Annotated in this window: 16 protein-coding genes; 7 read left to right on the top strand and 9 right to left on the bottom strand. The window is 50.5% G+C overall.

Features of this window, described 5'->3' with window-relative positions:
- Positions 1-132 precede the first annotated feature (132 nt).
- The 3 genes from FMR86_RS08205 to FMR86_RS08195 form a co-directional block, all read right to left on the bottom strand.
- Positions 133-1467, bottom strand: a complete 1335-nt coding sequence (locus FMR86_RS08205; RefSeq protein ID WP_163350612.1) for a sigma-54-dependent Fis family transcriptional regulator — start codon at positions 1465-1467, stop codon at positions 133-135.
- 273 nt (positions 1468-1740) lie between these two features.
- Positions 1741-2397, bottom strand: coding sequence for a hydrogenase nickel incorporation protein HypB (hypB, locus tag FMR86_RS08200; RefSeq protein ID WP_163350611.1), 657 nt, complete (start codon positions 2395-2397; stop codon positions 1741-1743).
- Positions 2398-2412: 15 nt separating this feature from the next.
- Positions 2413-2754, bottom strand: coding sequence for a hydrogenase maturation nickel metallochaperone HypA (locus tag FMR86_RS08195; protein WP_373682465.1), 342 nt, complete (start codon positions 2752-2754; stop codon positions 2413-2415).
- Between the two features lie 266 nt (positions 2755-3020).
- Between FMR86_RS08195 and FMR86_RS08190 the strand changes: the two genes are divergently transcribed.
- Entirely contained in the window at positions 3021-3680 is a 660-nt protein-coding gene (locus FMR86_RS08190; protein WP_163350787.1) for a CBS domain-containing protein, read from the top strand.
- A gap of 159 nt (positions 3681-3839) precedes the next feature.
- Entirely contained in the window at positions 3840-4595 is a 756-nt protein-coding gene (locus FMR86_RS08185; RefSeq protein WP_373682464.1) for a substrate-binding periplasmic protein, read from the top strand.
- A gap of 16 nt (positions 4596-4611) precedes the next feature.
- Here the strand turns inward: FMR86_RS08185 and FMR86_RS08180 are convergent, their stop codons facing one another.
- Complete coding sequence (locus FMR86_RS08180) at positions 4612-5526, bottom strand: hypothetical protein (RefSeq protein WP_163350609.1); 915 nt, start codon at positions 5524-5526, stop codon at positions 4612-4614.
- Positions 5527-5720: 194 nt separating this feature from the next.
- Positions 5721-6029, bottom strand: coding sequence for an IscA/HesB family protein (locus tag FMR86_RS20550; RefSeq protein WP_239057179.1), 309 nt, complete (start codon positions 6027-6029; stop codon positions 5721-5723).
- A 196-nt stretch (positions 6030-6225) separates the two neighbouring features.
- Here FMR86_RS20550 and FMR86_RS08165 point away from each other — a divergent pair, with 196 nt between their 5' ends.
- Positions 6226-6780, top strand: a complete 555-nt coding sequence (locus tag FMR86_RS08165) for a TetR/AcrR family transcriptional regulator (protein ID WP_163350607.1) — start codon at positions 6226-6228, stop codon at positions 6778-6780.
- A gap of 165 nt (positions 6781-6945) precedes the next feature.
- Here the strand turns inward: FMR86_RS08165 and FMR86_RS08160 are convergent, their stop codons facing one another.
- A complete protein-coding gene (locus FMR86_RS08160; protein ID WP_163350606.1) occupies positions 6946-8322 on the bottom strand; it encodes a sodium:alanine symporter family protein in 1377 nt (458 codons plus the stop codon).
- 639 nt (positions 8323-8961) lie between these two features.
- On the opposite strand from FMR86_RS08160, the gene FMR86_RS08155 reads away from it, so the two are divergent.
- On the top strand, positions 8962-9561 hold the full coding sequence (locus FMR86_RS08155; protein ID WP_239057178.1) for a tetratricopeptide repeat protein: 600 nt from the start codon (positions 8962-8964) through the stop codon (positions 9559-9561).
- A 111-nt stretch (positions 9562-9672) separates the two neighbouring features.
- Here FMR86_RS08155 and FMR86_RS08150 read toward each other — a convergent pair whose 3' ends face one another.
- On the bottom strand, positions 9673-10512 hold the full coding sequence (locus FMR86_RS08150; RefSeq protein WP_163350605.1) for an arginase family protein: 840 nt from the start codon (positions 10510-10512) through the stop codon (positions 9673-9675).
- Positions 10513-10514: 2 nt separating this feature from the next.
- Complete coding sequence (locus FMR86_RS08145; RefSeq protein WP_163350604.1) at positions 10515-13001, bottom strand: heavy metal translocating P-type ATPase; 2487 nt, start codon at positions 12999-13001, stop codon at positions 10515-10517.
- Positions 13002-13146: 145 nt separating this feature from the next.
- On the opposite strand from FMR86_RS08145, the gene pyrR reads away from it, so the two are divergent.
- Genes pyrR through FMR86_RS08130 form a run of 3 tightly spaced genes read left to right on the top strand, consistent with a single transcriptional unit; the run spans position 13147 to position 14855 of the window.
- Positions 13147-13683 carry a bifunctional pyr operon transcriptional regulator/uracil phosphoribosyltransferase PyrR gene (gene pyrR, locus FMR86_RS08140; protein ID WP_163350603.1) on the top strand — a complete coding sequence of 179 codons (537 nt, stop codon included), beginning with the start codon at positions 13147-13149 and terminating at the stop codon, positions 13681-13683.
- 21 nt (positions 13684-13704) lie between these two features.
- The gene (gene thrB, locus FMR86_RS08135; protein ID WP_163350602.1) at positions 13705-14259 is read left to right on the top strand and encodes a homoserine kinase; all 555 of its coding nucleotides are present in this window, start codon (positions 13705-13707) and stop codon (positions 14257-14259) included.
- Positions 14259-14855 carry a hypothetical protein gene (locus FMR86_RS08130; protein WP_163350601.1) on the top strand — a complete coding sequence of 199 codons (597 nt, stop codon included), beginning with the start codon at positions 14259-14261 and terminating at the stop codon, positions 14853-14855. Before thrB ends, FMR86_RS08130 begins: the two co-directional genes overlap by 1 nt.
- Before the next feature lie 7 nt (positions 14856-14862).
- Here FMR86_RS08130 and FMR86_RS08125 read toward each other — a convergent pair whose 3' ends face one another.
- Entirely contained in the window at positions 14863-15702 is an 840-nt protein-coding gene (locus FMR86_RS08125; RefSeq protein WP_163350600.1) for a WcbI family polysaccharide biosynthesis putative acetyltransferase, read from the bottom strand.
- Positions 15703-15748 lie beyond the last annotated feature (46 nt).

Below are 15748 nucleotides of genomic sequence, written 5' to 3'. Positions count from 1 at the left end.
GGAAAACCATAAGGCATAGTCTGTGCCATGAAAATAAAGGTCAGTTAATTCAAGGTCTTGTGCGAAATGGGGACTGAATGGGGAGCGGTGGTTCGGCTCAAATTTAGCCGAAATTTGTGAGGTTTGGGCTAATTATGCGCCCAGTTCGTCGCAACGGGCAATGGTCCGGCGCAGGGTGTCTTTGGAAATACCCAGTTCGCGGCAAGTGGCCATCTTTTTGCCGTTGTTGCGCTCAAGTGCACGGCGCACGGCCATGCACTTTACTTCCTCCATGGTCATGGGCATGTCATCATGGGGAGTAGATTCTTTGGACTTGGGCTGCAGGTATTCAGGCAGGTGTTCCACCTGAATGAACCCCGAGGGGCAGAGGATAAAAGCGAATTCAAGGATGTTTTCCAGTTCGCGTACATTTCCGGGAAAGGGGTGGCGCATGAGGATGTGCAGGGTGTCCTCAGAGATGCCGTCAATGTCTTTGCCCTGCAGGGCGTTGAGCCTGTTCACAAAGTGGTTGACCAGCAGCGGGATGTCTTCCACGCGCTCATTGAGTGCAGGCAGTTTGAGGGTGACCACATTCAGGCGATAGTAAAGGTCCTGCCTGAATTTACCTTCCTCAACCAGTTCGGCCAGGTTTTTGTTGGTGGCGGCCACAATGCGTACATTGGCCTTCACGCTTTCCACTGCGCCCAGCGGTTCAAAGGTTTTTTCCTGCAGCACGCGCAGCAGCTTGACCTGCAGTTTGGCGGGCATATCCCCGATTTCATCAAGGAAGATGGTTCCGCCCGCAGCCAGTTCAAAGCGTCCGGCTTTGTCCTTGCGGGCATCGGTGAAAGCCCCGGCTTTGTAACCGAATAATTCCGATTCAAGCAGGTTGTCCGGCAAGGCACCGCAGTTTACGGCCACAAAGGGACCGTGCTTGCGTTCGCTCAAATTGTGGATTGCCCGGGCGAAGAGTTCCTTACCTGTGCCTGATTCACCCAGCAGCAGGGCTGTGGCTTCGCTTTTGCTGACCTGCGGCAGGATGGCGAAAATTTTACCCAACTGTGCGCTTTTGCCGATAATATCTTCAAAACGGTATGATTCCTCCACCTCACGGCGGATCATCTGGATGTCGGTCAGGTCGCGGAAGCTTTCCACGCCGCCAATCAAGTGCCCGTCAGCATCAACCAGCGGTGCGGCACTGATGGAGACCGGAACTTTGCGTCCGTCAGCGTGTATGAAAAATATGGATTTGTTGGAGATGCGGCCGCAATCTTTCATGCAGGATCTGAGGGCGCAATCACCATCGCATAGGCTGGAGTGGAAAACGTCCCAGCATTTTGAACCCACGGCTTCCTCCGAAGGAATCCCGGTGATCCGGCTGGCCGCTTCGTTGAAAAAAGTTATGTTCCAGTCCCTATCAACCGTAAAGACCCCGTCTGCCAACGAGTCAAGAACTGCAGAGCAAGGCAGATTACTGGGGAATTTCATTGGAATGCCTCCGGCGGCTCTCCGAGGGTCCTGCGGAGCTGGTTTTGATGCGCTTCGCGCTTTTTATATAAAGATTTTCGCCTCTGGCGGCTTAAACCCTTTTCCAAAAGGGTTTAAGAATCCCAAAACGTTTTAGTAGGCTTTGTTGTCGTTCTCTTCGAAGACCGTTTTAATGCGCTATATGCGAAGCAACCCGAAAAGTTTTGAGGGGATGGGGTCTGGGGAAGGGGAACTTTTCCAAAAGTTCCCCTTCCCCAGCCGTCGGAGACAAAATTATTTCTTAGAATCGCGGGCTTTGCGGAGCCATTCGTACCAGTCTTCGAGTCCTTCGCGGGTGCGGCAGGACAGGGGGAAGAGGTCGATGTCTGCGTTGAGCTTGCGCGCATGCTGCTTGGCTTTTTCGAGATCGAAATCCACGTAGGGCAGCAGGTCGATTTTGTTGAGGATCATGACCGATGAAATGTGGAACATGAGGGGATATTTTTCGGGCTTGTCGTCGCCTTCGGTCACGGTCAGCAGGGTGATTTTGTGGTCTTCACCGACATTGAATTCTGCGGGACATACGAGGTTGCCCACGTTTTCAACGAACAGGATATCGAGTCCTTCGATATCGATTAGGGAAAGGGCTTCCTTTACCTGGCTGGAGTTGAGATGGCAGCCGCCTTCGGTGTTGATCTGAACGGCCTGTGCTCCGGTAGCGGCAACGCGTCGCGCGTCGTTATCGGTCTGGAGGTCGCCTTCGATTACGGCCATCTTGAATTCGCCCTTGAGATCGGCGAGGGTCTTTTCCAGCAGGCTGGTTTTACCGGACCCGGGGGAGCTCATCAGGTTGAGGCAGAGAATGTTTTTTTCTTTGAAAAACTGTTTCAGTTCATCGGCAATTCTGTCATTTGCTTCCAGAATATTGCGTACCACAGGGATTTCACCCATTTCCAACTCCTTAAGTTAATCGTCAATCTCGATGCTTTCGATCTGCAATTCCTTGCCTTGAAGAACTTCATGACCGATTTCCAGACCGCATTCCGGACAGGCCATGTAGAGTTTGTCTTCAGGGATAAATTCGTGTTTGCACCCGCCGCAGCGGACTTTGATGGGGATCTCGTTTACTTCAAGAACAGACCCTTCAAGGGGGGTTCCCATGGTAACCGCTTCCCAGCCGAAAGTGAGTGCATCGGAGACTACTCCCGCAAGCGCACCGTTACCTACCACAACTCTTTTGAGGCTGGCACCGGGTTGCTTTTCCATTTCCTCTTCAATGATTGCAAGTATACTTTGCGCTATTGACATTTCGTGCATGGATTTTGGACTAACTCAAAAAATTATCAGGGGCAAGGTGGATTAGCGCATAAATCTACAAGTTTTGTGGCATGGTTAATAATAGTGGCGCATCAGACAAATGATGGAGTGCTTTCTGTGAGCATTATGATAATGTAAAAAACACACGCTTATACAGCCATGCCTTGCAAGTGGATGAAAGCTTGGGTATGGGGTGTGGGTATTTCAATTAAACATTTTACGCACCGGACAATTTCCGGACTCTGGAGGACATGCAGATGTATGTGGGACTGAAAATGCTCAAGGACTTTGTGACCGTGACCCCTGACACCCTGATCAAGGAAGCGGACAAAATTCTGGAAGACAATCAGTTGTGGATGCTTCTAGTCAAAGAGGGCGAAGACCTCGTGGGCTATGTCACCAAAGAGGATGTCCGTGCGGCTCTGCCTTCCGTGATCAACTCGCTTGATAAGCATGAACTCAGCTATCTTCTCAGTAAACTCACCGTTCGTGAAGTGGTGCGCAAGACCATTACCACTATCCCGCCGGAAACCGAGATTGAAGCCGCAGCTGATCTCATGTTTGAAATGAACCTCTCCGGGCTGGCTGTTGTGGATGAGAATAAAAAGCTCATCGGCTACATCAACCGCAACAAGATGCTGGAACTGCTGGTGGAGGAAATGGGCCTCAAGCAGGGCGGCTCCCGTATTGTTGTGGATGTGGAGGAACGGACCGGAGTGCTCTATGAAGTGGCCGGGATCATTTCCAACATGAAGTACAACATCATCAGCACCGGTCTTTTTCACCACAACAACCGCAGGATGGTGGTTGTGCGTGTTGATACCGATGACGCTTCCCCCATCGTGGCAGCTCTTCAGGAGCGCAGCTACACGGTGGTCGGTCCTGAAGATTTCATGTCCGAGTGGGCTACGAAGTAGTTTCTTTTCAGGTTGGATTTCAAAGCCGGAAACAGGATTGACCTGTTTCCGGCTTTTTTATTTGGATTGAATCTGATTTTAAGGATGCGGTTGTTTTTAAGGCTCAAGCAGGTTATATTAATGGTCTGTATATTCAGTAAAACCAAGGGACGGAGAGCAGTGAAGCGGTTTTCAGGTATTCTTTTTATTAGCTTGTTGATGCTTTGGGGTACGGCGCAGTCCGGGCTGGCAAATGATTGCGGCTTGAGGATTCTCACCGAGATCAGCAGCCCTTCAGTTTTTGAAGATGCGGACGGCAGCCTGAAAGGGTTCGGCATTGAAATTGTTGAAGCTATGAAAAAGGAGATCGGCTGTGAAAGTCCGGTTGAAGTTATGCCTTGGGCACGCGGTTATAAATATGTAAGCAACCATCCTGATGTAATGCTTTTTTCCACCGCACGGACTGAGCAGCGCGAAGAGCTCTTTCACTGGGTCGGTCCAATTGCCTGCTATAAATGGGTTTTTTACGGCCTTAAAGGCGGGGTTAAGGTGAAGAGTCTTGAGGAAGCCAAAAAGGTTAACGGTATCGGGTGCTACCGAAAAGATGCCCGGACTCAATTTCTGCAGGGGCAGGGGTTTTCCAATCTTGAAATCACGGACAGTCAGGATATAAATTTTAAAAAGCTTTTACGTGGTAGAATTGATCTTGTAGTTACTTCAAATATCGGCATAAAATCCATTCTTGAAAAGAACGATGAGTTGCGGGAGAAAACTGTTCCGGTATTTACTTTCCGCAGTGTAAAAATGTATCTGGCTTTTTCGAAATCAACTGACTCCGCAACGATTCGCCGCTGGCAGGAGGCTTACGATGTGCTGCAGAGGCGCGGGGTGATCGGGGATATACAGGATAGATGGATTCAGAGATGCCGCGAGTAGATTGATCCGCCTGTAATTATATGAAATTCAAGTCCTCGGTAACGGATCTGCTTTTCGCTCTTTCTGTTTTTATCGTTTTTGTAGGCTCTTTCGGTACTGCCGCTTCCATCTTTGTGTTCAGGCCGTTTTTAATAAGTGATTCAAGGGTTTCTTTGTCATCGGCAGTTTTCTTTATCACCTGATCCAGCGTGCATTCTTCAATAAACCCTTTGCCTTTCAGGAAATTCAGGAAAACGCAGGCTTCTTCCAGTTTCTCATTTAAACGCAATGCCGAGCGCAGGTGTTCGAGGCAGGCTTTAATTTCGCCCAGTTCAAAATGGACCCGGGCAATATTTAAATGCAGGTTTTCGTCTTCCTGTACCAGATGTTCTGCTTTCAGGTAGTAGTCAAGGGCCTGCTGGAGCATGCCGCTTTTGCGCAGGGATATGCCGAACTCATTGAAGAGGTGTTTGTGCTGCGGTTCAAAGCTGCTGTCCAGACTGATAAGTCTTTTAAAGATATTATCCGCCCGGTCCATCTCCCCGCGGTCAAGATAGGTCAGGCCCAGCCCGAAATTCACGCGCACGTTCATTTCATCAAGACTCATGGCCTTGTTGAATTCGTACTCGGCACTGTAGGTCTCGCCGTTTTCCCGGTGGCTTTCGCCTAAGGAGATGGATTTTTCCAGCTTCTTCAGATTGGGGATGACCTTTTTCACATACAGTTCCGGTTCAGGATGATAGTCGCTCAGGAACATCTCCATCTCCACAGCCACCTGCGGTCCGGTGGGGATGTAGTTGGTATTGATGGCCTGAACTTTCAGGACTCCGTTGTCCTGCTCTTCCGCGTACCAGTATGTGGTCTGTTTAGTCTTTTTCTTGGTCGTTCCCGTTCCGATTACGCCCAGAGTCTGGGCTGAAAATATCCCCTGAATTTTTTCCCGTTTTCTCACTTAAAAACTCCACTCTGCTAGTCAAGAGGGATACAAGCTTACCTTTTGTTCCGGGTATCTGCAAAATAAATTTGTTGCGATTTGGTGACAAAAAAAGGCCGTCTCCGAAGAGACGGCCTTAAAGCCTTGAAAGGCTTGAACTGTCTGGTTAACGCTTTCGGGGTAAGGCTTATAGCCTTATCCCAAGCTGCGAATTAACCGCAGCTTCCAGAGCAGGAACCGCATTCACCGCCGCCGAGCTCAAGCTTGGAATCGATTACGAAACCGGTGTAGCTGAGGTCAACACGGAAAGGGCTGCCCTGTTCGTTAAGGTCTTTATCTAACAGGAAGGTGAAACCTTCTACTTCAAAGTTCTCATCGTTATCTTTTGACTCATCCAGAGCCAATGCCAGCCTGGGGCCAGCTCAGCCACCAGTGGCAAGGTAGATGCGGATGGGGGTCCTGTCTTTATCTGCAAAATAGTTTTCAAGCTGTTTTTGCGCAGCTTCGGTAATTTCAACCATTATTTCCTCCTCATAGGATTTGTCTATTCAAAATAAGTTTTCTATCAGTTTTTGTCAATCGAGTCTGGTTGACCTTGTCTCTTGCATGGGGTAATTAATACAGTTTAGAGAGCGTGTTAGTAATCCGACAAAAGTCTGATAAAATATTTTTTAATGATCGAACATGGGCTAATGTCCGCCCAAGGGAGACCGTAGAATGAAAACCAAGGATATCATTCTCGCAACAGCCAAGGAAATGATTTCAGAGGTGGGTTTCCACAAGGCCACAACTGCCAATCTGGCAAAAATGGCCAATATTTCTGAAGGTACCATTTATCGCCATTTTGAAAGCAAGGAAGATATCCTGCTGCACATTCTGGGTGCCCTTGAGGAACAGTTTTCATACTATATTGAGGCAGTCCGTCAGAAGCTGGATCGTGATGACTGCACTCTTGAAGAGATCATGAATGAGTATTTTACCTTTGTGGAAGCCAATGAAATCGACATGAAAATCATGCTTTCCACCTACGGGTTGCTGGATTCTTCCAAGCGGCTGATGGCTGTGTTCTTGAAGAACCTTGAGCTGATCCTTGAAGACTGCATCAGGCTCGGGATCAAGAAAGGTGTTATTAAAGACGTGGCTGTGGAAGAGAATGCCACAGTGGTTATGACCATTATCTTCGGTCTGACCAGAATGCAGCTTTACTGGCCGGAACGCAGGGATGTCCGTGCCGAGGCAGTTGAATTCTGCCGTCGCAGTATTCTCAATTAGACTGTTTGATAGATATGATTTTTAAAGGCTGCTCTTAACGGGGCAGCCTTTCTTTTTGCCTGCACTCCACCGGGCATAAGATTGTGGGCTGGAGTCATTAACATAAGAAAATCCCCCGTCCGGTATCCGGGCGGGGGATTTTTATGTGCGTGTGTCCGCAGTAGACTATTTGGATTCAGTCTGTGCGGCTGCTTTGCCTGCCTGCTTTGCGAAGTAGGCTTTGGTTTCAGCCACAACAACCGGGGTCAGCATGATCAGACCAATGAGGTTGGGGATCGCCATGAGGCCGTTGAAGGTATCGGAGAGGTTCCATACGAAGCTGAGCTTGGCAATGGCACCGACACCTACGAAGCAGATGAATACGAGACGGAAAGGCAGGATGGCCTTTACACCGAAGAGGTATTCCATGGATTTTTCACCGTAGTAGCACCAGCCGAGGATGGTGGAGTATGCGAAAAGGATCAGGCCGATGGTAACGATATGCGCGCCGCCGGTCATGCCCATGGAGAAAGCAACGGTGGTCAACTCTGCACCGGTGGTGCCGTTGGACCATGCGCCTGTGAGGATCAGAACCAGACCGGTCATGGTGCAGACTACGAGAGTATCGATGAAAGTCTGAGTCATGGAAACCAGAGCCTGGGTAACGGGCTCTTTGGTCTGCGCAGCTGCTGCTGCGATAGGAGCGGAGCCGAGACCGGATTCGTTAGAGAATACGCCGCGGGCAACACCCATGCGGATAGCGAGCATTACGGTAGCACCTGCAAAACCGCCGACTGCGGAAGTGGGGTTGAAAGCCTGCTCGAAAATGAGAGCGAAGGCTGCGGGTACGCCGGAAAGGTTGGTCAGAATGATGTAAGCTGCGCCCGCCATGTAGAAAACGATCATGATGGGAACGAGCATGCCGGTAACTTTACCGATTTTCTTAATGCCGCCGAGGATAACGGCAGCGGTCAGAACCATCAGCAGACCACCGGTGATGTAGGGGGAAACGCCGTAAGTTGCTTCTACTGCATCGGCAACGGAGTTGGACTGAACCATGTTACCGATACCGAAAGCGGCGATGGAAGCGAAGATTGCGAAGAGGGTTCCCAGCCAGGGCATATTCAGGCCCTTGGAGATGTAGTACATGGGACCACCGCTCATTTCGCCGTTCTCATCAACTTCTCTGTATTTAACAGCCAGAACCGCTTCCGCGTATTTGGTTGCCATGCCTACGAGACCGGTAATCCACATCCAGAAAAGTGCACCGGGGCCACCGACGGCAACTGCAGTAGCAACACCGGCGATGTTACCGGTGCCGACTGTTGCGGAAAGGGCGGTCATCAGAGCCTGGAAGTGAGTGATGTCGCCGGGTTCGTCGGTTTCTTCCTTGCGTTTGATGAGTGCAAGGTACAGAGCGTAAAAAAGTTTGCTGAACTGGACGCCGCGCAGCGCGAGGGTCAGCCAGAATCCTGTACCGACCAGAAGGATCAGCATGGGCGGTCCCCATGCGAATGCGCCGATTTTACCAACAATTGCGTCCAGTGAATTCATTAATTCCATAAAAATCATCCCTTGTTTTTTTTAGCACCAAAATTCTGCGAAATTATTGCACAAGTTTCGCAGGATAGCCCCTTTGCAAAATATTGTTCTGAGATACGTACATAAAGCAGAAGGAATGGGCAAGAAAATTATTGCTAAATTTTTTTTAAGGCAAAAAAGTAGCTCTTTTGCTGCGGAAAGATGAAGTAAATCAGATTTTAATCAATGTTGTTTTGTGTAAAATGCATTTAAAAACTACGTTTTTGTATGTAGGTTTTACGGATTTGTAGATGGAAGTTTTCTTCTTCAAAATACAAAATAGAGTGTCGGTGTCTGCGTTTTGGTTAAAAAAGATGGGTCTATTTTGAGATAACAGGAATTTCTCTTGAAATGGCTTTAAAGGGGAATGTCGTTTTTGTCGAAAAATAGCGGAAAATAACCGTATAATCTTCTGAGGCTGTCAGCTATTTGCAATGCATAGCATTGTATTTGGTATGTCTGTTGCTAACTTAGGATTTAATATTTGGCGTATGTCTTTGTAATTTTAACTTAATTGCTTTTCACTATGTGCAAGGTGAGCAATTATCTGCACTTGTCTTGTGCAATGTGCACAAAAAAAGCACTCCGGAGTTTGAGGCCGGAAGTGTCAGGGAGATAGGTTTGGGAAAGAAAAAAAAGGGGAGAAAACCCTCAACAAAAAAGAATGGTTCATCAGGCGGCGGTAAAAATAGCAATATGATCATCATTGTTGTTGCGGCTCTGGCTGTGGGGCTGTTTTTCGGCGGTGTTTTTATACCTGCTTTGAAGGACTCCGCAACTCCGCAGACAACAGCCGGAGGAACCGGATTTACACAGCAGATAGAGGAAACAAAAAGGCAGCTAGAGTCTCAGCCGGGGTCAGCGCAATTGTGGACCAGACTCGGAAACCTCTATTTTGATTCAGATCGGCATGACAAGGCTATTGAAGCATATCAAAAGTCTTTAGCATTAGAGCCAGATAATGCCCATGTGCTGACTGATCTGGGAGTGATGTACCGTCGTCACGGCAATCCGCAAAAAGCGGTGGAGAGTTTTGATAAAGCCATTCTGGCATCACCTAAGCATGAGACTGCCCGTTTTAATAAAGGGATTGTTCTCTACTACGACCTTAAGGATAAGGCCGGGGCTATTCAGGCATGGAAGGGTCTGATTCAGATGAACCCCGGAGCAAAGGCTCCCAATGGAAAGCCGATCAGAGATATGATCAGGGAGCTTTCGTAATATCTTCGACATCCGGTCTGTATTGACCTTCGACAATCAGGTTCTACAGACCAAATAAAATGGAGTACTGCAGTTGTTTATGCAGTACTCCATTCTTTTTTGCATTGTATCTCAGTCTGTAAGAAATCCGGGCAGTGCTTTATCTATCAGCAGAGCCGCTTTTTGCGCTCCCCGTTCATTGCCCGGATGAAACTCCGTAATACCCAGCCCGCATATATCCGCCTTCTCTCCGACTTCATCGATAACTTGCAGAATATTTCCAAAGGCAAGCCCGGCAGGCGGTGAAGGTTTTCCGTGCGGAAAGCCGATGGGGTTGACCGCGTCCACGTCAAGATGGATGTATACTTTGCTGAACCCGGCTTCTGCGATCTGTTTTGCCAGCCATGCCGGATCCCGTTCCAGTTCTCCGGGACTGAAAATTTTCATCTTGCTGCTGACGATAAAATCCAGTTCCGGCGGATCAAAGGTTCTGGTTCCTGCGCAGAAGACCTGTTGCGGATTCAGCGGGCTGAACATGGTTTCATTGATTTCCCGGTCCGCATTGCCCAGCAGGACGGAAAGGGCCATGCCTTGCAATCTCCCCGACTGCGAGGTTGCCGGGGTGTTCAGGTCCGGGTGGGCGTCAAACCAGATCAGGGCCAGCTTGCTGCCGTGCTTGCGGGACATCCATGATACCGGACCTGTTTCCGTGGAACAGTCGCCGCCCAGTAGCAGTACCCGCTGCGGATTTTCCTGCTCAAGCAGGGCGCAGCAGTTTTTTAGTTGTCTGACTATATCATCCTTGCCCGCAATGGGACCGCCGGGTTCCAGCTCCCTGAAGGGTGCTGTCTCCACTGTTTGAATGGCTGGCAGTCCGGGAATTTCTTCAGCCAGAGCATGCGTTCCGTCTGATAGTGCTTCATTGTCAATGGAACCCTGCCATTGCGGGAAAACAAGGGTGATATCTTTCAAATCTAATCTTCCGGTTTAAAGAATTTCAGTCGCAGAGCGTTGCTGACCACAGTTACCGAGCTGAGCGACATGGCTGCTGCCGCAAACATGGGCGAAAGGGTCGGCCCGCCGAAGACATGCAGCAGTCCGGCTGCGACCGGGATACCCAGTACGTTAAAGGCAAAAGCCCAGAACAGGTTCTGTTTGATATTGCGCACAGTTGCCCGGCTTAAGGAGAGTGCTGTGAGCACTCCGCCCAGATCGCCCTTCATCAGTACTACGTCTCCTGATTCAATTGCAACATCAATTCCGGTGCCCATGGCAATGCCCAGATCAGCGGATGCAAGGGCCGGAGCATCATTTATGCCGTCTCCGACCATGGCTACTCTGCGACCGGCTTCTTTTTCCTGATTGACCACTTCTGCCTTGCGGTCAGGCATGACCTGCGCAATGACTTTATCGATCCCGGCTTTATCGGCAATAGCGTGAGCTACTTTTTCATTGTCCCCGGTGAGCATGACTGTCTGTACGCCGAGTTTGTGAAGTTTGTTGATTGTCTGCGGGGTTTCGTCTTTGATGCGGTCGGCAATGGCTAAGATCCCGGCCAGCTTGCCGTCCTTGGCAATGTAAAGCGGGCTTTGTCCGGCAGCAGCAAAGCGCAGGGCTGCTTCATTGGCAGCAATATCATCCAGCCCGCCGGTAAAGCTTTGTTCGAGGAATTTGCGGTTGCCGAGCAGCATGGCGTGGCCTGCGGTTTCAGTGCTGATACCCAGTCCCGATACAGCTTGAAAAGATGTTGTCTCCGGCAGCTGTGAATCCAGTTTTTCCGCAGCCTGAACCACTGCCTTTGCCAGCGGATGTTCGGATTGCTTTTCCGCTGACCCGGCCAGTCGGAGAAGTTCTTCGGAATTTTCACCCTCTACGGTAAATGTTTCGGCGACTTCGGGGCGTCCGTAGGTCAGGGTTCCGGTCTTATCAAAGACCATGGTTTTAATTTTTCCGGCAGTCTCAAGGGCTTCACCGGACTTAACCAGCACGCCCAGCTGCGCTCCGCGTCCGGTGCCGACCATGATGGCCGTGGGGGTAGCCAGTCCCATGGCGCAGGGGCAGGCGATAACCATGACGCTGATGAAGATGCGCAATGCAAAGGTAAACGGCTCTTCGCTGAAAAAGAACCAGCCCAGCGCGGCCGCAATGCCGATGGCCATGACCGTGGGTACGAAATAAAAACTGACCGTATCCGCAAGGCTGGAAATGGGGGCCTTGGAGCCCTGCGCTTCCTGCACAAGACGGATTATGCGTGAAAGAACAGTGTTCTCGCCCACATTGGTGACCTGCACCTTGAGCGCGCCGCCTCCTACATTCACTGTGCCTCCGGCCACATCGTCGCCAGCGTTTTTGGTTACGGGCATGGATTCCCCGGTGAGCATGGATTCATCAATGTCCGAATGCCCTTCGCTGACCCTGCCGTCAGCGGCCACCCGGTCACCGGGGCGGATGAGGATGATGTCGCCGGGACCGATTTCTTCCACCGGGGTGGGGATCTGCTCCCCGTCCTGCAGCAGGATAGCCTGTGCCGGGGTCAGGTCCATGAGCTTTTCAATAGCGGCGGAAGTGCGCGAGCGGGCACGGGTTTCCTGAAATTTACCCAGCGAGATCAAGGCGATGATGGTGGCTGCTGATTCATAATAAAGATCCATGGCCCGCATCTGTGCATCAATGTCCAGCCCGATTTCAAGGGTGTTCCACAGGGAGTAGATCACCGCTGCTGAGGTTCCCACTGCAATGAGCGAGTCCATGTTCGGAGCTCCGCGCAGCAGATTGGGGAAACCCTGCTGATAGAAATTGCGTCCGAACCAGAGCACCGGAGCGGTCAGGGCCAGCTGGATCAGGGCAAAGCCCAGCGGGGAAGAGTGCGGCTCAATTGCTTCTGGCAGAGGCATGCCCGCCATGTGCCCCATGGTGATGGTCAGCAAGGGGACGGTGAAGACAAGGGCGGCAATAAGCCTGTTTTTCATCTCAGCCAGTTTGGCCGCGTTTTCCGCTTTTCTTTTTTCGAAATTTTCTTTGGCGTTGTGTGCGGATTGAATTTGCCCGGACTCAAATCCGGCATCACTGATGATCTGCCTGATTTCACGCAGGGAGATTTCAGCAGGGTTGAAATTTAAAGTGGCGGTTTCCGAAGCAAGGCTGATCTGTGCTGAAATAACGCCGTCAGTTCCGTTCAGTACCCGCTCCAGTCTTGCTGAACATGCCGAGCAGGCCATGCCGGAAACCGGAAGGGTCAGCTCTGTTCCTTCAATTTTTTCCACGGCTTCGAAGCCTGCTGTTTCTACTGAGGAAATGATGTCTGCGCTTGAGACCTGCTCCGGGTCGTAATCTGCTGCAAGGGATTCTGCTGCCAGATTGACCGTGGCCTTGCTGACGCCTTCCAGATTTCCGATAACCCGTTCCAGCCGTGCCGAGCAGGCCGAGCAGGTCATACCCTTGATTTCAAATGTGCTGTGCATATTATATCCTTGTTTGCCGGGGCCCGGTGGTAGTACAGGGGGATTGCATTGCCCGGATACATTAATTATAGCTAGTCCCGACAGGGTTAAAAAGTAATCTGAGCAAATATGAGAATAAGAATCAACTTCTATAAGGCAAGTGGGTATGACGGAACAAAAAGTAGTTCTTTCTGAAAAGGCTGTGGCCCGTACACTGGATCGTCTCGCATCAGAAGTGACCGAGCGTCGCGGGGACAATGAAAATCTTGCGATTATCGGCATTCAGCGTCGCGGTGCGGATCTCGCAGAGCGGCTCAAGAAAATTCTGGATGAGAAACTGGGGCGTAAGATACCGCTGGGCAAGCTGGATATCAATCTTTATCGTGATGACTGGACCAACTTGACCCGTCAGCCGAGCATCAACTGCACTGAGATTCCTTTTGATATTGAATCCGCGTCTGTGATTCTGGTGGATGATGTGCTTTTTTCCGGGCGTACTGTGCGTGCCGCCCTTGAAGCTGTACTTGATTTCGGCCGCCCGCAGAGAGTTGAACTGCTGGTGCTGGTTGATCGCGGACACCGTGAACTGCCTATCCGGGCTGACTATGTGGGCAAGGAAGTGGTCACCTTTGAAGACCAGCATGTAAATGTTCTGGTCAAAGAGCGCGATGACGAAGATAAGGTCGTCATCATCCGTTCCTGAGTAAAGGGTTGAAATTTTTTTATGCAAGAATGGAATAACGAATTCTCAGAGGACTGCTCCGTTATCCTGATCGGCATGGCCGGAGCCGGGAAGTCTACTCTGGCACCGCTGCTGGCTGAAAAGCTGGGCTGGGAGCACATGGATACGGATTCGGTCATCGAAGGATATTACGGCAGCCCGCTGCAAGGGATTGTCGATCATCTGGGCGTTGATGAATTCCGCAAGTCCGAGGAATACATCGTTTCCGGTATCGGGGTGCTGCGTATGGTTGTCTCCACCGGAGGCAGCGTGATTTACGGCCCCAAAGCCATGGAACGACTCAAGCTGCTCGGTCCGGTGGTTTATCTGCGCATTTCTGCTGAAACCTGCCTTCAGCGGGTGGGCAGCGGTGCCGAGCGCGGACTGGCTATCACTCCCGGCCAGTCATTGGAAGGTCTCTACAAGGAACGGATTCCCCTCTATGAGCAGTATGCTGATTTTGCCGTAGACACGGATCAGTGCTCCCCGGAAGAGTGTGCGGAGCAGATTCTCCAGTGGCTCAAGTCAAAAGAAGTAAGTAAAGTTAAGGATATATAATGAAAAAAATGACCAGACAGGCTGTGTTCCGTAAACTGGGCGCGCTGTATGAACGCATGGCCTCTGTCTATGCCGATACTTCCGCTAAAATCGGTCTTTCCTGCGAGGGCTGCGAAGAAAACTGTTGTACCAGCTATTTTCAGCACCATACCTATGTGGAATGGACCTATCTCTGGCAGGGCTTGAACAAACTGCCTGAAGCCAAGCGTAATGAATATATCGCCCGTTCCGAAGATTATGTGCGTAATGCGCAGGCCATGCTGGAAAACGGCATGCGCCCGAAGATCATGTGTCCGCTGAATGACGACGGCCTCTGCGGTGTTTACAAGCACAGGCTGATGATCTGCCGTATGCACGGGGTGGTCAATACCCTGCGCCAGCCCAATGGCCGCCAGCTTTCCTTTCCCGGATGTTTCAAGTGTCAGGACCTGACCAAGGATATGGATAATGTGCCGGTGGTGGATCGCACTCCGCTCTACAAAGAACTCGTCGGCCTTGAGATGGGGCTGCTTGGCAATAAGATCAGAACCATGCCCAAAGTGGACCTGACCCTTGCTGAAATGATCGTCATGGGGCCGCCGAACCTGAACGGATAAGACAGGATCAGGCTTTCTCCATCCGCGCAGCGGCCATAAGAAAGCCGATGAAGTCTTCAATATTGTTTCTGCGGCACTTGATGTAGCGCATGACGTATTCTTCAAAGGTGAGTTCTGCGCCGTAAACGTGGTAACGCTGCTCCGGGCCGCCGAATTCCAGACCGAGGTATTCGGCAACCTGCGGATGGATGGGTTGTTCAAATTCAGGGAACGGAGGCGGGAAATTTTCCAGCTTGTTTTCCGGCAGCCGATCCATACCCAGTTCTTCCAGCAGTGTGTTTGCGGTGATGATCAGCAGTTCTGTATTCGGATGATTGATGGTCTTGAAAACTGGTTTTTGTCTGTAGTTTTCAAGAACCCAGTCCACGTAGCGAACCGGGGTCTGTTGTTCCTTGTCCCGTTCAATTTGTTCCGAGCTGTCCATGATCTCCTTGAAATCATAGATATTGGTCAGCCTGGTGTTCATGAACAGGTGCAGCACCTGTGATTCGCTCAGGTCCCGGTCCAGCAGGGAATCAAGAAATATGTCCCGGTAATTGAAGCCGCGTACATTGGACCACAGCGGCCAGTAATGCTTGAAAAACATGCTCGGAAAAGCAATCGCGCGGGCCTTGCTCTTTAAGCGTGAAATGATTTTATCCGATGCCAGTTCTGCCCAGTTCTCAGCCGGTAGCGGCTGGTATATAAAAAGGTCGCAGGCGGCGATAAGTTCTGCCGGGATGTGATCGCGGGTGTAGTTGGTGAATTGGTGGATATCGTAGGTGGAACTGAATTCTTCACTCAGCAGAAGCAGTTCTTCAAGCGGTTCACCCTGACAATTGGCATGTAGAATACAGATTTTTTTCATTACGGAATGGACTCTAGCATACCCGTTTATGGTTTCTCAATACAGC

This window comes from Desulfovibrio sp. JC010, from assembly GCF_010470675.1.
Classification (GTDB): Bacteria; Desulfobacterota; Desulfovibrionia; order Desulfovibrionales; family Desulfovibrionaceae; genus Maridesulfovibrio.
Note: the sequence above shows the minus strand (reverse complement) of the source record. Positions and strands in the feature narration are given on the sequence as shown.